Raw genomic sequence first — 18637 nt, forward strand, 5'->3', positions numbered from 1 at the left:
ATTGGAACGCGTTGCAGTAAGGTGGCCCACGTGGCTCCCCTGCTCATCGACGACCGGACCGACTGGGCGCTCGACGTTCCGCCGTCCGAGCTGGGCGACCCGCCGCCCCCGCGGCTGTCGCCGATCCGGCTGATCTCCGCGCTGGTGCTCGTCGCCGGCGCGCTGGCCGCGGTCATCGTCGTCGCGCTCGCCCCGGGCAGGGCGGCCATCGCACCCGCGGACGCCGCCGCCGGCGCCCCGGTGTTCTCGCCCTACGTCGACGTGACGCTGACCCCCAGCTACGCGTTCCAGGACCCGACGGCCAACCCCGTGGGCGACGTCGCGCTGGGCTTCGTGACCGCCGCCCGCGAGCCCGCCGCCAACTGCGCACCCAGCTGGGGCGGCGCGTACACGATGAGCCAAGCCGAGTCCGCGCTCGATCTCGACCGGCGCATCGCCCAGGTGACCACCCAGGGCGGTACCCCGGTGGTCTCCTTCGGCGGACAGGCCAACACCGAGCTGGCCCTGGCCTGCGCCGACACGGGCGCGCTGACCCGCGCCTACGCCAGCGTCCTGGATCGCTACGGCGTCAGCACCGCCGACTTCGACATCGAGGGCGCCGCGCTGGCCGACACCGCGGCCAACGATCGCCGCGCCCAGGCGGTGGCCGCCCTCCAGCGCTCCCGTCGCGCGGCCAAGCGCCCGCTGTCGGTGTGGCTGACGCTTCCGGCCGGCACGGACGGCCTCACCGTCCAGGGCCAGGCCGCGATCGCCTCGATGCTGCGGGCCGGCGTGCGGCTGGCCGGCGTCAACGCGATGACCATGGACTTCGATCCGGCCTCGGTGCGCGGGCTGACCATGCTCAAGGCCGTGCAGCGCTCGTTGACCGCCACGCACGACCAGCTCGGGTCGCTGACCCGGCGGGCCGGCCTGAGCCTCGACGACCGCGCGCTGTGGGGCCGGCTGGGCGCCACGGTGATGATCGGCCGCAACGACGTGCCCGGGCAGGTCTTCACGCTGGCCGATGCTCGTGGCCTCGTCACCTTCGCCGCCGAGCACGACCTGCGCCGCGTATCGGCCTGGTCGCTGAACCGCGACGCGCAGTGCGGCGCCGTGTTCGCCCGCGTCGCCGTCCTGTCGAACACCTGCAGCGGCGTGCGCCAGGCGCCGCTGGCCTTCACCGACATCCTCATGGGCCTGCCCGGCACCGCGACCGCCGACGCGGCCACCCTGCATCAGGCGGCGATCCCGCAGGTCGCCGAGCCGCCCGCCGATGACCCGGCCACCAGCCCCTTCCCGATCTGGCGCGCCGCGGCGGCGTATCCCGCCGCCTTCAAGGTGGTCTGGCACGGCGACGTCTACCAGGCCAAGTGGTTCAGCCAGAACCAGGCGCCCGACAGCCCCGTGTCGGCCGCGGCGCAGACGCCGTGGCTGCTCCTCGGCCCGGTCCGCGAGGACGACCCGCCGATGCGCATGACGATGACCACCGGGCTGGACCACCCGCGCTGGACCGCGGGCGCCACCTACCGGGCCGGCGACCGCGTGATCTACCGCGGTCTGCCGTTCGAGGCCCGCTGGTACGTCCAGGGCATCGTGCCCGACACCGAGATCCCCGCCGGCCCCGACGCGCCCTGGAAGCAGCTGTTCAGCGCGCGCGGCGAACCCGGCCAACCTGGAGGAGGCGCCTGATGGCCCGCGGACGTCAATGGGGTGCCGATCGCCACAACGACCCGATCCGCACGGTGCCCGCCGCGGCCGGCGAGGGCACGATCGCCGTGGCCCGCATGGCCGTGGTCATCACCTTCGCCGCGTGGCTGGCCTTCTGCGTGGTCACGCTGTGGAAGCGCTTCGTCGAGCCGGGCGCGAACCCGCCTGGCCTGGCCGAGACGCTCATCTACGTCGCGCTGGTCAGCGCGCTGGCCTACTCCGCGCTGGCCTACCTGATCGCCCGCCTGGGCTTCTTCATGCGCACGCGCGAGCACCGGCGCACCCCGCGCGCCCTGCTCGACGAGCGCCTGGGCACCCACGCGCCGCGCCTGACGATGATCGTGCCCTCCTACCAGGAGGAGGCCGGGGTCGTGCGCCTGACGCTGCTGACCGCCGCGCTGCAGGAGTACCCCGACCTGGAGATCGTGCTGCTCATCGACGACCCGCCGCGCCCGCGCCACGCCGGCCCCGACGTCCTGCGGCGCTCGGCGCTGGGGCTCCCGCGGCAGGTCGAGTCGTTGCTCGAGGCCCCCGCCGCCCGCTTCCGCGCGGCCCGCGAGCGCTTCGCCACGCGGGGCCGCGCAGGCGGCGACGCGACGCCGACCGAGATCGCCGAGCTGGCCGCCCACTACGAGGCCGCGGTCCGCTGGTTGCACGACATCAGCGCCGGCTACGAGCACGGCGACAACGCCGAGCAGTTCGTCGCCGGACACGTGCTCGGCCGCCTGGCCGCCGACCTGTCGGTGACCGCCGCCGCGCTGCGCGGCGCCGCCGACCAGCGGTCCGCGCTACCGGCCCCGCGGGTCGACCAGCTGTACGCGCGCCTGGTCAACACGTTCACCGCCCGGCTGTCCAGCTTCGAGCGCAAGCGCTACACGTCGCTGTCGCACGAGCCCAACAAGGCGATGAACCTCAACTCGTACATCGGGCTGATGGGCGGCCGGTACCGCGAGGTGCCCAGCCCCGGCGGCGTGGCGCTCGTCGATGCGGGCGACGGTCCGGCGGATCTGGTCGTCGAGGATCCCGACTACGTGCTGACGCTCGACGCCGACAGCGTGCTGCTGCCCGAGTACTGCATGCGGCTGGTCGACGTGCTCGAGCAGCCCCACAACGCGCGCATCGCGGTGGCCCAGACGCCGTACAGCGCCTACCCGGGCGCCGACACGCGCCTGGAGCGGATCGCCGGCGCGACCACCGACGTCCAGCACATCGTCCACCAGGGCATGACGCACTACGGCGCGACGTTCTGGGTCGGCGCCAACGCGGTGCTGCGCAAGCGCGCGCTGAACGAGATCGTCGAGACGACGTACGAGGGCGACGCGCCCGTGCACCGCTACATCAAGGACCGCACGGTCATCGAGGACACCGAGTCGAGCATCGACCTGGTCATCCACGACTGGCAGCTGCTGAACGTCTGCGAGCGCCTCAGCTACAGCGCGACGCCGCCGGACTTCGGCTCGCTGTGCATCCAGCGCCAGCGCTGGGCCAACGGCGGCCTGCTGATCGCCCCCAAGCTCTTGAGCTACATCCGGGCCCGCCGGGCGCGGGGCGAGCGCAACAGCATGACCGAGCTGTGCCTGCGCTCCAACTACATGATGTCGATCTGCTGGACGTCGATCTCGCTGCCGCTGCTGCTCGTCTACCAGTTCGACGGCCAGCTGCTCAGCCCGCTGGTCTTCCTGATGGCCGCGCCGTACTTCGTGGCCATGAGCATCGACCTGCGCGCCTGCGGCTACAAGGGCCTGGACGTCCTGCGCATCTACGCCTTCAACCTCCTGCTGGTGGCGGTCAACCTGGCCGGTTGGGCCAGCTCGCTGGCCCAGGGCCTGACCGGCTCCAAGGGCACGTTCCGGCGCACCCCGAAGGTCCGCAGCCGCACCGTCCCAGCGCTGCTCTACGTCGTCTTCCCGTACGCGCTGATCGCGCTGTCGCTGGTCACCCTGCGCCAGGACATCGCGCTGCACCACTGGGCCAACGCGTTCTTCGCCGCGGGCAACGCCGCGCTGGGCGCGTACGCGATCGTCGCCTTCGTCGGCCTGCGCCACTCGCTGGCCGACGTGTGGATCAACGTGGTGTCATGGCTGTATGTGCCCGCGGGCGCGCAGCGCCCGGCGGTCCCGGCCCGCGAGGCGCGACCGGTGCCCGTGCCGACGGCCGAGCGGGTCAGCGACTGGCGCAGCGTCCTGTACTTCGGCGCGGAGGGCGCGGGCGAAGCGCCCGTCCCACCGGCCACGCCCACGCCGACGGTGCGCTTCCCGCGCCGCGAGCCGGCGGCACCGGCGGCCGCGCCCCAACTGGTCGAGGTCAGCGGCGACTAGGCCGCGGCCGGCGCGGCGGCGCGGCCGTCCGCGTCGCGGCTGGCGCCGACGATCGCCCCACCAGGGCAGTCGGCGGCGGGCACCTTGCGCCGCGGGTTCTCGATGCCGATCGCGCTGGCGATGCCGCCGAGCCCGACCAGGGCGGCGATGATCCACATCGACAGGTGGAAGGCCGACGTGGCGGTGTCCACGGGCACCGTGGCCAGCGTGGCCTCGGAGCTGCCCAGCCGCGACGAGACGACCGCGCCGATCGCCGCGACCGCCAGCAGGCCGCCGATGCGCGCGACCGCGTTGTTGATGGCCGAGGCCATCCCGGCCTCGCGCTCGTCGACGCCGCCGAGCACCGTCGCGGTCAGCGGCGCGACGGTCAGCGACAGGCCGAAGCCGAACACGAGCACCGCGGGCAGCACCTGGGTGAGGTAGTCGCCCGACGCGTCCAGGCGCGTGTACAGCGCGATCCCGATCGCGCCGATCAGCGGCCCCGCGCCCATGAAGAACCGGGGGCCCCAGCGGTCCGACAGCGCGCCGAACCGCTTGGACAGGACGAACATCAGAAACGTGATCGGCAGCGTGGCCAGGCCCGCCTGCAGCGCGTCGTAGCCCGCCACCTGCTGGAGGTAGAGCACGAGGAAGAACGGCGCCGCGCCCAGGCCGCCGTAGATGGTCAGCGTGGCGATGTTGCCGACGGTGAAGTTGCGCATCGCGAACAGCTCGAGCGGCAGCATCGGCTCCCGCTCGCGCCGCTCGACGACGACGAAGGCGATGAGCAGCACGATCCCGATGATCAGCGGCAGGAAGATCACCGGGTCACCCCAGCCGCGGTGGGGCTGCTCGATCAGCGCGAACACGGGTCCGGCCAGGCCGAGCGTGCCCAGCGTCGCGCCGAGGAAGTCGATGTGGCGGTTGCCGGGCGTGTCGTGGGCCGCGTCCAGGCGCGCGACGATCATCAGCGCGGCCAGCACCGGGATCACGTTGACCACGAAGATCCAGCGCCAGGAGATGCTGTCGACGATCACCCCGCCGACCAGCGGACCGGCGATCGTCGAGATGCCCGCCCACGCCGTCCACGAGCCGATCGCCGCGCCGCGCTCGGACGGCGCGAACTTCGCCACGATCAGCCCGAGCGTGTTGGGCACCAGCAGCGCGCCGGCCGCGCCCTGCAGCGCGCGGGCCACGATCAGCGTCTCGATCGTCGGCGCGAGCGCGCAGAGCATCGAGGTGACGCCGAAGCCGATCAGCCCCATGCTGAACATCCGCCGGCGGCCGTAGCGGTCGCCCAGCGAGCCGCCGACCAGCAGCAGCGCGCCGAGCGTCAGCAGGTAGGAGCCGCTGAGCCACTGCTGGCCGGCCAGGCCGCCGCCCAGGTCGTCGCCGATCGCGGGCAGGGCGACGTTGACGACGGTGGAGTCGACGAACACGACGACCGACCCGAGGACCGCGGCGATGATCGTCAACCGGGCCTGGACCGGGCTCACCGGGAGTAGCCTACGCCTCCCAGAGATCTCAGTGGACGCCACGCAGATCGTGCGCTACTATGCACGGACAAAGGTTTATGACCTCAACAGTTTGGATGCTCCAGTGCCTGATCTGACCACCACGCTTTTGATCGTCCCGTTGGAAGACACCGTCGTCTTCCCGACCATGGACGTGACCCTGCCCGTGGACGTGGGCGACGAGGAGCGCGTGCTCCTGGTCCCGCGGCACGAAGGCAGCTTCGCGTCGGTCGGCACGATCGCCCGCGTCGCCGAAGTCGTCCGCCTCCCCGGCGGCGCTCGCGGCGCGCAGCTCGAGGGCGTCGCGCGCGGCATCGCCGGCGCCGCCCACAACGACTCGCGCGGACGCCTGCGCGTCGAGGTGACCGAGGCCCCCGACGACGTTCCGGTCGACGGCCACACCCGCACGCTCGAGCGCGAGCTGCGCGCGACCTACGACGAGATCCTCGAGCTGCGCGGCGACGACGGCCGCGTCTCGCAGTTCCTGCGCGCGATCACCGAGCCCGGCGCGCTGGCCGACGCCTCCGGCTACTCCCCCGACCTGGGCTTCGACGACAAGGTCAAGCTGCTGGAGACGATCGACGTCACCGCCCGACTGGAGATGGCCCTGTCGCTGCAGCGCGAGCGCCTGGCCGAGCTGCAGGTGCGCCGCCGCATCCGCGACGACGTCGAGTCCGGCGCCGCCAAGCAGCAGCGCGAGTACATCCTGCGCAAGCAGCTGGAGTCGATCCGCAAGGAGCTGGGCGACGACGACGGCTCGGTCATCGAGGAGTACCGCACGAAGATCGAGGAGTCGGGCATGCCCGAGGCCGTGCGCGAGCAGGCCGAGCGCGAGCTCGCCCGCTTCGAGCGCGCCGGCGAGCAGAGCGGCGAGTCGCAGATGATCCGCAACTACCTCGACTGGCTGGTCGCGGTGCCGTGGAGCGAGTTCTCCGAGGAGGACCTGGATCCCACGCACACGCGCGAGGTGCTGGATGCCGACCACGCCGGCCTGTCCGACGTCAAGGACCGGATCGTCGAGTACGTCGCCGTGCGCAAGCTGCGCGAGGACCGCGGGATCGAGGCCGACAAGAAGGCCGGCGCGATCCTGACCCTGATCGGGCCTCCCGGCACCGGCAAGACCTCGATCGGCGAGTCGATCGCCCGGGCCATGGGCCGCGAGTTCGTGCGCATGTCGCTGGGCGGCGTCCGCGACGAGGCCGAGATCCGCGGGCACCGCCGCACGTACATCGGCGCGCTGCCCGGCCGCCTGGTGCGCGCGCTGCGCGACGCGGGGACGATGAACCCGGTGATCCTGCTCGACGAGGTCGACAAGGTCGGCGCCGACTGGCGCGGCGACCCCAGCGCGGCGCTGCTCGAGGTCCTGGATCCGGCGCAGAACTCGACGTTCCGCGACCACTACCTGGACGTGGAGCTCGACCTGTCGCAGGTCGTGTTCATCGCCACGGCGAACTCCGCCGAGACGATCCCCGGCCCGCTGCTGGACCGCATGGAGGTCATCCGCTTCGACGGCTACACCGTGGCCGAGAAGACGCAGATCGCCCACGACTACCTGTGGAAGCGCCAGCGCGAGCGCAACGGCCTGCGCGAGGACGAGGTCGCCGTCAGCGACGACGTGCTCGAGCTGATCGTGCGCGAGTACACGCGGGAGGCCGGCGTGCGCCAGCTCGAGCGCGAGCTCGGGACGGTGCTGCGCAAGACGGCGACGAAGATCGCCTCGGGCGCGGCGCAGGCGCCGGTCCAGGTCGACGTCGAGCTCGTGCGTGAGGCCCTGGGCCGCCAGAAGGTGTTCCAGGAGGCGGCGATCCGCACGGCGGTGCCCGGCGTGGCCACCGGCCTGGCAGTCACCGGCGTCGGTGGCGACGTCCTGTTCGTCGAGGCCACCTCGATGGACGGCAAGGGCGGCGGGCTGACGTTGACCGGCCAGCTCGGCGACGTCATGAAGGAGTCGGCGAGGATCGCCCTCAGCTACATCCGCGGCCACGCGGTGGAGCTGGGCATCGACCCGCACGCCTTCGACGACCGCGAGTTCCACGTGCACGTGCCGGCCGGCGCGATCCCCAAGGACGGACCGTCCGCGGGGGTCACGATGACCACGGCGCTGACCTCGCTGCTCACGGGCCGCCCCGTCAAGCACACCGTGGGCATGACCGGTGAGGTCACGCTGCAGGGACGCGTGCTGCCGATCGGCGGGCTCAAGCAGAAGGTGCTCGCCGCGCACGCGGCCGGGCTGACCGACGTGATCCTGCCCGAGCGCAACCGCCAGGACCTCGACGACGTCCCCCAGGACGTCCGCGAGCAGATGACGTTCCACCCGGTGATGAGCATCGACGAGGTGCTCGAGGTCGCTCTCGAGCCCGCGCCGGTCGCCCACCGGGCATAGCTCCACCAAGCTCCTGTCGCGGGAGGGTGCGGCCGGGCCTTCGGGCCCGGCCGTTCCATTTCCCGGGCGGCGCTCAGCTCTCGAGCGTCGCCTTCAACACGATCTCCACGTTGCCGCGCAGCGCGTTGGAGACCGGGCAGGCCTGCTCGGCCTGGCGCGCGGCCTCCTCGAAGGCGGCCTGGTCGAGACCGGGCACCACGCCCGTCACGGTCAGCTCGGACTCGGTGATGGCGAAGCCCTCCCCCGCCTTGTCGAGCGTGACCCGGGCCTTGACGTCCAGCGAGTCGGGCACGTTGCCCTGCTGGGACAGGTAGTTGGAGAAGGCCATCGCGTAGCACGTGGAGTGCGCGCCGGCGATCAGCTCTTCGGGGTTGGTCTGCGTGCGATCGCCGTCCTCGGCGCGCTTGGACAGGCTCACGGGGAACGCTCCACCCGCGTTGCTGGTGGCCAGCACCAGCGTTCCGCTGCCCTCAGCGGCGCTGCCCTGCCACGTGGTCTCTGCTCTGCGTCGTGCGACCGGCATCGGGATTCTCCTGGTTGGGGTACATCAGGACCCCTACCCAAGCGGCGCGGGTAGAGTCGGCCGCGATGCGGGAAACGCTGCGGTCTTTGGCTCCGGCACTGGCCGCGACGGTCGCGATCGCGGCCTTGGATCTGATCACCGACGCCGACGTGACGCTGGTCCCGCTGCTCGTCGTCGGGCCGTTGCTGGCCGCCGCGACGACCGACGCCCGCGGCGCCGGGATCGTCGGCGCGGTCGCGGTGATCGCCGCGGTGGTGCTCGGCGTCGTCGTGGGCGAGGGCGGGTCCGGAACGCACATCGTGGCCATCTCCACCGTGCTGGTCGGCGCGGTGCTGGGCGCGATCGTCGCCGCCACCCGCGAGCGCCAGCGGGCGCTGCGGCGCACAGCCGAGCGCGCGCTGGCCCGCAGCACGCTGCTGGCCCGGGCCAGCCAGCTGTTCGAGAGCGGCGCCGATCCGCTCGCCCACCTGGACGCGATCGCCGCGCTGCCGGTGCCCGACCTGGCCGACCTGTGCGTCGTGGACCTGATCGGTGAGGACGGCGCCCTGCGCGCGGGCGGCGTGGCCGGGCGCAACGCCAACGACGCCCAGGCGATGCGCGACGCGCGCCAGGCCAACCCCGTCCAGCCCGACAGCGATCACCCGGTGGCCGTCGTCGCCCGCACCGGCGAGCCCGTGCTGCTGAACAACTTCGGCGACGACCGGCTCCAGCGGTGGGCCAGCGGCACGGGCCCGGTGCACCTCGAGCTGCTGCGGCGCCTGAGCTACCGCTCGGCGATCATCGTCCCGCTGAGCGCGCGCGGGCGCACGATCGGGACGTTGGCGCTGGTCCGGTTCAAGACGGGCAGCCAGTTCAGCCCCGACGACCTCGAGGTCGCGATGGCGGTGGCCCGCCGCGCCGGCCTGGCCATCGACCACGCGCGCCTGGACACGGAGCTGGGCGAGGTCGCCTCGGAGCTGGAGACGATCCTCGGCGTGCTGGCCGAGGCGGTGTTCGTCGAGGACCGCGCCGGGCGCATCGTCTACGCCAACGAGCAGGCCGCGGCGATCAGCGGCGTGGCCACCGTGCGCGAGCTGCTCGACCATCCGCAGCGCGTCCTGTTCGATCGCTTCGAGCTGCTGGACGAGCACGGCGCCCCCGTCCTCCCGGCCCAGCTCCCCGGCCGCCGCGCGATGGCCGGCGTCCAGCAGCCCGAGCAGGTGCTGCAGGTCGTCGATCGCCGCACCGGCAGCCTGCAGTGGCGGCTGGCCAAGGCCTCGCCGGTGGCCGGCCCCGACGGGCGGCCGCGGCTGGCCGTGACCGTCGTCGAGGACATCACCGACCAGCGCCGTCGCGAGCAGGGCCAGACGTTCCTGGCCAACGCGACGAAGCTGCTGACCGCGTCGCTGGATCCCGAGCAGACGCTGCAGGACGTGGCCTGGGCGGCGGTGCCCGACCTGGCCGACTGGTGCGCGGTGGACATGCCCGACGATCGCGGCCGGCTGCAGCGCGTGGCCACGGCGGACCGCTCCCCGGAGCGCACCGTCCTGTCGCGCCTGGTCATCGCCGAGAACACCGGCCTGCCGCAGATGCCCGTGGGCCCGCCCAACGTGATGCGCACCGGCGTCTCCGAGCTGTACCCGCTGATCGACGAGCAGCTGCTGCGGATGGCCTCGACCGACGACGCGCAGCTGCAGGCGCTGCGCGACGTCGGCGCGCGCTCGGTGCTGATCGTGCCGATGATCGCGGGCGGGCGGACCATCGGCACGATCACGATGGGCACGATCGAGTCGCACCGCCGGCTGGGCGAGGACGACCTCCTGCTGGCCGAGGAGCTCGGTCGCCGGGCCGGGATCGCCGTCGAGCACGCGCGCGTGCACCGCGACCGCTCCGAGATCGCCGCCACCCTGCAGGCCGCGCTGCTGCCACCCAGCCTCCCGGCGATCGTCGGGATCGAGCTGGCCGCGCGCTTCCGGGCCACCGGCGGCGGGACCAGCGTGGGCGGCGACTTCTACGACGTCTTCGAGGTGCCCGGCACGCCGCGGGCCTGGATGATCGTGATGGGCGACGTGACCGGAAAGGGCCCGGAGGCGGCGGCGATCACCGCGCTGGCCCGCTACACGATCCGCACCGCGGCGCTCTACGAGGACGAGCCCAGCCGCGTGCTGGAGCGGCTCAACCACGTCCTGCTGCACGACACCGAGCGGCGGCGGCTGTGCACCGCGTTGTGCGTGCTCGTCGAGCCGCGCGAGGAGGAGCACGGCGCGCTGGCCGACCTGACCGTGTCCACCGCTGGGCACCCCCTGCCGCTGCGGGTGCGCGCCGGCGGCCAGCTGGACGAGATCGGCCGCCCCGGCACGCTGCTGGGCGCGTTCGAGCCCGGCCACTGGCACGACGTGCGGGCCACCCTGGAGCCCGGCGAGGCGATCGTGCTCTACACCGATGGCGTCACCGACGCGCGCGGCGACGGGGACCGCTTCGGGTTCGAGCGCCTGGAGCAGGTGGTCGCCGCCGGCGCCGGTGAGCCCGCGGGTCAGGTCGCCGCGCTGATCGACGAGGCGCTGATCGCCTTCCAGGCCGACGAGCCCCAGCGCGACGACATCGCGCTGCTGGTGCTGCGCCCGCCGCCGCGGGACGAGCAAACCCCGGAGGTTGCGGGATCTCCGGCCGCCACGGGTTGACGGCGCCGGGCGGCGCGTGGTCGGCTCCGGGACGAGGAGACGATGGAGCGCCCCGCCTTCATCTACGCGTCGTCGATGACCCGTCGCGACCGCACTTGGACCGGACGCCGCAGCTGGCGGCGACTGCTCCCCGGCGGCCGCACACGCCGCGTCGCGCGCTACGCGCCGACGCGCTCGGGCTCGACGTCCAGCGGCCGCGACCGCTGAGCCGGCTCCGCGGCGGTGCCGCGGGACGGCGTGAGGTTGCCCGCGGCCGCGGTGGCCCACAGCAGGGCCAGCCACGTGCCCGTCGCGGCGACGACGTGGAACCACACGAGCTCGGCGGGCACGCCGACCCAGTACTGCCACATGCCGATCGCGCCCTGCACGCAGATCGCGCCGATCACCACGGTCATCGCGCGGCGCACCTGGTCGTTGGCCCCGCGACGCCACAGCAGCACCCACACGCCGATGGCCGCGATCAACAGCGCCGTGCCCATGCGCCCGTGCCACTCGATCACCTTGTGCGCGGTGCCGCCGCCCCAGAAGCTCAGGCGCGTGACCACCTCGCCGGTGCCCGACGCGCCGGCGTGCGGCCCCGCGCCTGTGGCCACGGTGCCGGCGAACAGCACGAGCCCGCCGTAGACGAGCAGCGCCCGCACCGGCCACACCGCCCAGCGGTCGGCGATGCGCGGGCGATCGCCGGGCTCGTGGGAGGCGCGCCAGGCCAGCGCGACCGCGGCGGCGACGCACAGCTGCGAGAGCAGGAAGTGGCTCATCACGAAGCCGGGGCGCAGGTCGTAGATGACGGTCAGCCCGCCCAGCGCGGCCTGCATGACGACGCCGAGCGGCAGCAGCAGGCCGAGGATGGCCAGATCCCGGCGGAACGGGCGGCGCAGGAAGGCGCACAGCGCGGCCAAGATCGTGGCCACGCTGACCACGCCGGTGAACAGGCGATTGCCGTACTCGATCGCCGCGTGTGAGCTGAGCTCGGTCTGCAGGAACGCGCCGTTGCACTCCGGCCAGGTGGGGCAGCCCAGACCCGAGCCGGTGACGCGCACGGCGGCGCCGCTGAGGACGATGATCACCAGCGAGGCCAGCGCGACGATCGTGACGATCGCGTAGGCACGCGGGCTGATGCGAGGCAGACGGGACAGCACCGCTCTGGAGGATAGGAATATGGTGCGCCGCCGTGCTGGACTCCGATTGGTTCGGATTTCTCCTCCAGGTCCTGGCGATCGTCGTCGCGGGCTGGGTGGCGCTCTCGCTGTTCGGCGCGCGCCGCCGCGGCGCGTTCACCGTCGCGCTGGCCGGGGTGGCCGCGGTCCTGCTGGCCGGGCAGTACGCGGTCGGCGTGCACGGCGCGGTCGACTACCTCAAGAGCGTCGACAAGAAGTTCGCCATCACCGACAAGGCGAGCGCGCGCACGTGGTGCGTCAACGAGCCGGGCCTGCCCGACCTGAACTTCATCCGCTTCGTCCAGGCCAACGTGCCGAACTACTCGCGCTACGAGCTGGCGCTGCCGACGGCGCAGGACGCCACCGGCCTGCCGATGTGCCTGGCCCTGATCCTGGCGCCGTCGGTGCAGACCAGTGACCCCGCGCGGGCCCAGTACGTCGTGTTCTTCGGCGCGATCCCGCCGCAGTACGCCGACCAGGCCGTGGCCGGCAACCCCGACTACCAGTCGTACGCCCCGAACCTGGGCGTGTTGAAGGTGGGCGGCTGATGCGCGCGGTGCTGGGCTTCATCGTGGCCCACCTGGTGCTGCTGGCGCCGGGCCTGCTCCTGCTGTGGTGCACGAGCATGATCCAGCCCCGCCTGCGCTCGGCCGCGCTGGCCATCGGCCCCGCCTATCTGCTCGGCATCGCGCTGACGTTCCCGATCCTGCAGCTGCAGGCGATCCTCGGGATCGGGCTGTCGCTGGCCTCCGCGCTGGTCGTCGCGGTGCTGCTCTGCGCGGCGCTGTGGGCGATCGGGCGCCGCCGGGGCCTGGAGCCGCCCCTGCCCGGGCCCGCCGCCTTCCGGACCACCGCCGAGCGCACGCTGTCCTACCTGGGCATCGCCATCACCACGGTCTGGTTCGTGCTCGGCTCGCGCTCGTTCGACCAGCTGCCCACCCAGGTCGACGACGCCCGCATCTGGTCGCTGCGCACGCTGGGGCTGTTCTTCTACGGCGACCTGCAGAAGGACATGTTCACCGGCGCGGCCTACTCGACCAGCCATCTGGACTACCCGCTGCTGGTCCCGCTGCTGAACTCGACGATCTTCCGGTTCATGGGCGGCGAGGACCTGCGCCTGGTGCACCTGGAGCTGTGGATCTGCATGGCCGCCTTCGCCTGGACGGTGGGCTGGGCGCTGGCCAGCGGCGGCCGGCGGATCATCGGCTGGCTGCCGTTCGTCGTGGTGCTGCCGATGCTCACGCCGGTGGTCGACAACATCGCGCTGGGCAACGTCGACACGCTGGTCGCCGGGCTGAGCGTGTCGGGTGCGCTGCTGATCGCCCTGTGGCTGGAGGACGGGCGCGCGGGCCGCGCGGTGCTCGGCGGCGTCCTGCTGGGCGGCGCGGCGACCACGAAGAACGAGGGCCTGATCGCCGCGCTGATCGTGCTGGTGGTGGCGCTGGTCGTGATCCTGGCCCGGCGCGAGCGGGCGCCCTGGCGAGAGCGCTTCGGCCCGTGGCTGATCGCGGTCGGCGTGGCCGCCTTCGCGATCGTGCCCTGGCAGATCTGGATGGCCGCGCACGACATCTCCAACCGCGACGTCCCCGGCCTGGGCACCACCCTGAGCTGGAGCTACCTGTCGGACCGCACCGATCGCCTGGACCTGGCCTTCCATCGGCTGCTGGTGGTGGTCGGCAACCAGGGCGTGTACCTGTGGGTGGCGCCGACGTTCCTGGCCCTGACGATCGCCGCGATCGCCGTCGGGCGCGGGCGGTTGCGCGCGATCGCCGCGTTCTACCTGGCCGCGGTGCTGCTGTTCTTCGCCTCGCTGCTGTGGGTGTTCTGGACCGGCGTGCTGGAGATCCAGTTCCATCTGGACACCGCGGCCGACCGCACGTCGATCACCTACATGATGCTCGGCCTCGTCGGCCTGGCCCACCTGGTGACCAGCGCGCTACGCCTGCGCGAGACGGCGCCTACTCCGGCAGATCCTCCGGATCGACCTCGCGCAGCCTTGGCGCCTGGCGATCGCGCTCCGACGTCTGCAGCTCCAGATCCCGCGGCCACGTGATGCCGATGTCGGGGTCGGCGAAGGTGATGCCCCGGTCGCGCTGGGGGTCGTAGTAGTCGTCCTGCAGGTAGACGACGTCGGCGACGTCGGAGAGCACGACGAAGCCGTGGGCGAACCCGGCGGGGACGAACAGCTGGTGGTGGCGCTCGTCGTCGAGCGTGAACGCCTCCCACTGGCCGAAGCAGGGCGACGAGCGGCGGATGTCGACGACGACGTCCAGGATGCGGCCGCGGGCGCAGCGCACGTGCTTGGACAGCCCGTGCTGGTAGTGCATCCCGCGCAGCACGCCGCGCGAGGAACGCGAGTGGTTGTGCTGCACGAACGTGGTGTCGATCCCGGCCTCGGCGAACGCCGACGCCCGGAAGGTCTCGACGAAGAAGCCGCGGTCGTCGCCGTGCACGGTCGGCTCGAGCAGGATCGGGCCAGGCAGGCGCGTGTCGAGGCGTCGCATAGGACGCGGGAGACTAGTAATTCGGGAGGCGAGCGTTCTGGAGGCGGCGCTCCATCGCCTCCAGGCGCTCGATGCGCAGCTTGACCGCGGGATGCGTGGCGCCGACGCCCTTGTGGAACCACGGCGCGTCCGCCCGCTCGCCCACCGGCAGCAGGTGGAAGGCGTCGCGGCCGGCGACCACGCGCAGGTCCTCGACGGGGATCCAGTCGATGCGCCCGCTGACCTTCCCCAGCGCCGAGGCCAGCGCGCTGGGCCGGCCCGTCAGGGCGACGCCGCCCGCGTCGGCGGCCAGCTCGCGATAGCGCGACAGCGTGTTCGTGCCCAGCCGCGAGATCCAGCCGATCCCGATCGCCACCAGCCCGCCGGGAATGCCCCAGAAGCCCATGCGCACGAGCGGGGCGCCGCCTTCCATGAGCACCGCGCCGGGTCCGCCCACGACGGTCATGACGGTGGCGTCGCGGTTGGCCAGATGGGCGAGCTCGTGCGCCACGACGGCCTCCAGCTCGACCGGTTCGAGCAGCGCGACCAGGCCGTCGGTGACGTGCAGCTCGGCGGGGCGCAGCGGGCGCGCGATCACCCAGGAGTTCGGCTGGCGCTCGTGGTCGAGGAACAGCACCGGCTTGGGCAGCGAGGCCACGGCGCACAGCCGCTCGGTGACGGCATGCAGCTCCGGCGCGTCGGCCAGCGAGACCGGCTGGGTGTGGCCACGCTCGCCGTAGGCCCGTGCCGCCATGGCGATGCCGATGATCGCGGCGATGCCCACGAAGATGATCACGCGGGTCGGGGCGATCCACACCACGGCGACGATGGCCGCGAGAACCAGCAGGGGCGTCACGACGGCCGCCATGACCATCCGCGCCTGCAGTCCCCGGTCGGCGGGGAACAACTCCCGGCCGTGCACCATCAACCGAAGATACTCCTCTGTCAGCCGCCCTTGACCAGCACCGACACGGGGTCGGTGGTGACGGCCTTCCAGGGCAGTCCGCGTGCGGCGGGCAGGCGCAACCGGAAGCGGTAGTCGGCGGTGTTCTGGGTGTGCGCGAACGCGTAGTCCCAGGTCACGCGGCCGCGGTCGGAGACCTCGGCGCTGTCGATCGTGCGCCAGGTGCCGCGGACGATCGCCTGGATCAGCACGTCGCGGCCGGCCCAGGCGCCGCCGTCGCCGTCGATGCGCCCGCGCAGCGTGACCGTGTCGCCGTTGGCCAGCGTGTCGGCCGAGCTGGCCAGCGTCGCCTCCAGCGGTTGCACGAAGCCGACGATCAGCGCGCGTCCGCCGACCGTGGGCAGCGTCGGTTGCACGCGAACCTGCCCGGACTGCCGGACCGCCGGGAAGCGGAACGAGCCGTCGCCGGCGGTCGTCGTGGCGCCGACCGTCTTCCAGTCGTCCTCGTCACCGCCGAACGGCCGGCGCTCGAAGGTCAGCTGGACGCCGCCCTTGGGGCTGCCGTCGGCCGCGGTCGCGGTGCCGCGCAGGGCGGAGGCCAGCGGGAGCGTCGACCGCGCCGCCGCGGCGCGCAGGGTGACCGAGACCGGCTTGGGGGTCTCTGTCTCGTCCGCCTGGGGCGCCTGCGCCGAAGGCTCCTGGGTCGCCGGGACGGGCACCTCGACCGTCCGCGTCGGGCCGGGGACCGCCACGATCGTGGGCGGCACGGGCGGGTTGGAGACGTCGATCGGCTGCGTGCCGCCGTCGGTGACGTTGCCCGCCGCGTCGGTGACCCGCACCGCGACGTCGTGCGGGCCGTCGGCCAGCGTGGTCGAGTCCAGGTCGAAGGCGACGTTCCAGGCGCCCAGGCAGGGCGTGGGCGACGTGTAGGGCGCGACGCAGTCGCCGTCGCCCGTGATCGAGTCGACGACCGCGCCGTCGACCAGCAGGTCGGCGCGCTGGACGCCGCTGCCCACGTCGCGCAGGACCGCGGTCACCCGCTGATGACCGGTCACCGTCGCCGGAAGCGAGACGGCGCCCACGGTCGGGTCGGCCGTGTCGCGGAAGGTGACCTCGCTGCGGTACAGGCGACCGGTGTTGACCACATCGCTGGGGACGCAGTTCGTGCTGGCGATGCAGACCGCGCTGAAGGCCAGGCCATCCCCGGGCGCGAGCGTCCCGCTGTGCACGTTGGCCGCCTGGTCGAAGGCGCCGGTCAGCGAACCGAACGTGCAGTACGTGGCCGAGTCGTCCTGGCAGCCGTCGGTGATGTGCTCCGTGGCCGGATCGCCACCGACGGTCAGGCCGATCCCGAACAGCGTGCCGCCGGGCGGCGACGACGTCTCACCGGCCATCTCGATGCGGTAGGCGATCGGCGTCACGCCCGCGGGGAAGACGTACTTGAAGCCGGTCGTGCCGCCGGGCGGGCGGTCGGCAGCGTCGGGCATCGTCACCTCCAGGTACCCGCCCGAGGCGCACGTGTCGGTGCGGGTGGCCGCGTTGGGGACGGTGCCGTACGGCGCCCAGGCCGACGAGGGCGCGGGGGCACCGCTGGCGTCGCGGCAGGCCCACACGCTGAAGTCCGCCGCCGACGCGGCCGACGGCAGGGCGGCCGCCACGACGGCCGCGGTCGCGGCGGCGAGGATCAGGGCTCGTTTCACGGCTCGACTCCGAACTCCTGGGAGGCATCGACGGGCGGCGCGGCAGGCTGCGTCGCCGTCTGCGTGGGCGGGGTGACGGGTGCGGGCGCGGGCGTCGCGACGGGCGTCGCCGCCGCGGGCGCCGCCGCGCTGGTCGACGCGGACGCCGCCGACGTCGTCGTCTGGGGCGCGGGCTCGGTCTTCTGCTCGGTCTGGGTGCGGGTCGTCTGCGTCTTGGTCGGCGCTGCCGCCTGGGCCGGTGTCGCCTTGGGCTTGGTCTTGGCCGCCGGCGTGCTCGAGGTCGCCGCAGGCGCCGGGGTCGACGCCGGGGTGGAGGCCGACGGCGTCGTCGCCGCGGGCGCCTCGGCGACCGGCTCCGGCGCCGGGTCGCCGCCGCTCAGGGCCAACACCGCGACCACGACCGCCGCGGCGACCGCGGCGGCCACGCCCGCGCCGACGGCCACCTGCGCCGTCCGCGAGCCCTGGCCGGCGCCCCCGGAGCCGGCCTTCGCGCCACCGGCCGCCGCGGCTCCGCCGCCGCCCGCGATCGCGCCGGCGGCCAGCGCCGCGCCCCAGGGCAGCAGCACCGGCGGGGCGACGATCGCCAGGCCGCGCATGCGCAGCACGTCGGCGCGGCAGGCCGAGCAGTCGTCCAGGTGCGAGCGCACGGCGGTGTAGCGCGGGCCCTCGGGATCGAGCAGCCCGATCGCGTAGGCCTTGTTGGCAGAGTCGCGCGACTCGCAGCGCGTGCCCGCCTCGATCTGACGGGTGAAGCGGCCGACGGTCTTGGAGACGTCGTCCATGACCTTCTTCATGCGCCCCTCCGACAGCCCCATCGCCTCCGCGGCCTGCGGACGCGTGTAGCCGTGGAGGTAGCAGAGGCTGGCCGCGGTCCGCTCGCGCTCGTCGAGCTCGTCGCGCATGGCCTCGACGAACTCGCGCAGGCGACGGCGATCGTCGATCCGGTCCAGCGTCGCGTCCTCGACCGCGTGGCCTTCGACATCGGCGAAGTCGGCCCGCTGCAGCGGCGCCTGGCGGCGCAGGTCGTCCAACGCGCGGCGGTAGGCCACCTGCACGAGGAACCCGCCGGTGTTCTCCACCGCGACGCCCTCGGACACCTGCTCGTACAGCGCGTGCCAGGCCTGGTTGTAGAACGCCTCCAGATCGGCGTCGGGCACGGTGATGCCGCGGCTGCGCAGCTTGGACGCCACCGACCGCAGGGTCGTGGGCTTCAGCGCCTCGTAATCGCGCTCCAGCTGACGCTGAGCCCGAAAGCGTCCCGCGCGGACCCGCGGGGTCATGTCTGCTGCACCCCGAGCTGGGACATCGTGGTCTCGAAGTATGCCAGGGC

Annotated in this window: 13 protein-coding genes; 6 read left to right on the forward strand and 7 right to left on the reverse strand. The window is 73.2% G+C overall.

Annotation, left to right across the window (positions count from 1 at the left end; genetic code table 11):
• Positions 1 to 30: 30 nt before the first annotated feature.
• Complete coding sequence (locus ACZ5UI_RS17730) at positions 31 to 1668, forward strand: chitinase (RefSeq protein ID WP_464189302.1); 1638 nt, start codon at positions 31 to 33, stop codon at positions 1666 to 1668.
• Positions 1668 to 4004, forward strand: coding sequence for a glycosyltransferase family 2 protein (locus ACZ5UI_RS17735; RefSeq protein WP_464189304.1), 2337 nt, complete (start codon positions 1668 to 1670; stop codon positions 4002 to 4004). Before ACZ5UI_RS17730 ends, ACZ5UI_RS17735 begins: the two co-directional genes overlap by 1 nt.
• Here the strand turns inward: ACZ5UI_RS17735 and ACZ5UI_RS17740 are convergent.
• Complete coding sequence (locus tag ACZ5UI_RS17740) at positions 4001 to 5479, reverse strand: DHA2 family efflux MFS transporter permease subunit (RefSeq protein ID WP_464189306.1); 1479 nt, start codon at positions 5477 to 5479, stop codon at positions 4001 to 4003. The genes ACZ5UI_RS17735 and ACZ5UI_RS17740 overlap by 4 nt on opposite strands.
• Before the next feature lie 166 nt (positions 5480 to 5645).
• Between ACZ5UI_RS17740 and lon the strand changes: the two genes are divergently transcribed.
• Positions 5646 to 7880, forward strand: a complete 2235-nt coding sequence (lon, locus tag ACZ5UI_RS17745) for an endopeptidase La (protein WP_464197840.1) — start codon at positions 5646 to 5648, stop codon at positions 7878 to 7880.
• 73 nt (positions 7881 to 7953) lie between these two features.
• On the opposite strand, the gene ACZ5UI_RS17750 is transcribed toward lon, so the two are convergent.
• Positions 7954 to 8403 (reverse strand): OsmC family peroxiredoxin, encoded by a 450-nt coding sequence (locus ACZ5UI_RS17750; RefSeq protein WP_464189308.1) that lies wholly within the window; start codon positions 8401 to 8403, stop codon positions 7954 to 7956.
• A gap of 86 nt (positions 8404 to 8489) precedes the next feature.
• On the opposite strand from ACZ5UI_RS17750, the gene ACZ5UI_RS17755 reads away from it, so the two are divergent.
• Positions 8490 to 11063, forward strand: coding sequence for a SpoIIE family protein phosphatase (locus ACZ5UI_RS17755; RefSeq protein ID WP_464189310.1), 2574 nt, complete (start codon positions 8490 to 8492; stop codon positions 11061 to 11063).
• 158 nt (positions 11064 to 11221) lie between these two features.
• Here the strand turns inward: ACZ5UI_RS17755 and ACZ5UI_RS17760 are convergent, their stop codons facing one another.
• A complete protein-coding gene (locus ACZ5UI_RS17760) occupies positions 11222 to 12202 on the reverse strand; it encodes a COX15/CtaA family protein (protein WP_464189312.1) in 981 nt (326 codons plus the stop codon).
• A 32-nt stretch (positions 12203 to 12234) separates the two neighbouring features.
• Here ACZ5UI_RS17760 and ACZ5UI_RS17765 point away from each other — a divergent pair, with 32 nt between their 5' ends.
• Both ACZ5UI_RS17765 and ACZ5UI_RS17770 read left to right on the forward strand, forming a co-directional pair.
• Positions 12235 to 12768, forward strand: a complete 534-nt coding sequence (locus ACZ5UI_RS17765) for a hypothetical protein (RefSeq protein ID WP_464189314.1) — start codon at positions 12235 to 12237, stop codon at positions 12766 to 12768.
• Entirely contained in the window at positions 12768 to 14273 is a 1506-nt protein-coding gene (locus ACZ5UI_RS17770) for a hypothetical protein (RefSeq protein ID WP_464189316.1), read from the forward strand. Before ACZ5UI_RS17765 ends, ACZ5UI_RS17770 begins: the two co-directional genes overlap by 1 nt.
• Here the strand turns inward: ACZ5UI_RS17770 and rfbC are convergent.
• Genes rfbC through ACZ5UI_RS17790 form a run of 4 tightly spaced genes read right to left on the reverse strand, consistent with a single transcriptional unit; the run spans position 14179 to position 18587 of the window.
• Complete coding sequence (gene rfbC, locus ACZ5UI_RS17775; RefSeq protein ID WP_464189318.1) at positions 14179 to 14724, reverse strand: dTDP-4-dehydrorhamnose 3,5-epimerase; 546 nt, start codon at positions 14722 to 14724, stop codon at positions 14179 to 14181. The two genes, ACZ5UI_RS17770 and rfbC, sit on opposite strands and share 95 nt — an antisense overlap.
• 13 nt (positions 14725 to 14737) lie before the next feature.
• Positions 14738 to 15628 (reverse strand): M48 family metalloprotease, encoded by an 891-nt coding sequence (locus ACZ5UI_RS17780; RefSeq protein ID WP_464189320.1) that lies wholly within the window; start codon positions 15626 to 15628, stop codon positions 14738 to 14740.
• 20 nt (positions 15629 to 15648) lie between these two features.
• Positions 15649 to 17307 (reverse strand): hypothetical protein, encoded by a 1659-nt coding sequence (locus tag ACZ5UI_RS17785; RefSeq protein WP_464189322.1) that lies wholly within the window; start codon positions 17305 to 17307, stop codon positions 15649 to 15651.
• Positions 17304 to 18587, reverse strand: a complete 1284-nt coding sequence (locus tag ACZ5UI_RS17790) for a sigma-70 family RNA polymerase sigma factor (RefSeq protein ID WP_464189324.1) — start codon at positions 18585 to 18587, stop codon at positions 17304 to 17306. Before ACZ5UI_RS17790 ends, ACZ5UI_RS17785 begins: the two co-directional genes overlap by 4 nt.
• Between the last annotated feature and the right edge of the window lie 50 nt (positions 18588 to 18637).

It is taken from the genome of Conexibacter sp. JCM 18997, from assembly GCF_055391915.1.

Coding starts and splice junctions, on each gene's coding strand:
- ACZ5UI_RS17735 (WP_464189304.1), top strand. CDS start 1,668: ATGGCCCGCGGACGTCAATGGGGTGCCGATCGCCACAACGACCCGATC.
- ACZ5UI_RS17770 (WP_464189316.1), top strand. CDS start 12,768: ATGCGCGCGGTGCTGGGCTTCATCGTGGCCCACCTGGTGCTGCTGGCG.
- ACZ5UI_RS17790 (WP_464189324.1), bottom strand. CDS start 18,587: ATGACCCCGCGGGTCCGCGCGGGACGCTTTCGGGCTCAGCGTCAGCTG.
- lon (WP_464197840.1), top strand. CDS start 5,646: ATGGACGTGACCCTGCCCGTGGACGTGGGCGACGAGGAGCGCGTGCTC.
- rfbC (WP_464189318.1), bottom strand. CDS start 14,724: ATGCGACGCCTCGACACGCGCCTGCCTGGCCCGATCCTGCTCGAGCCG.
- ACZ5UI_RS17780 (WP_464189320.1), bottom strand. CDS start 15,628: ATGGTGCACGGCCGGGAGTTGTTCCCCGCCGACCGGGGACTGCAGGCG.
- ACZ5UI_RS17750 (WP_464189308.1), bottom strand. CDS start 8,403: ATGCCGGTCGCACGACGCAGAGCAGAGACCACGTGGCAGGGCAGCGCC.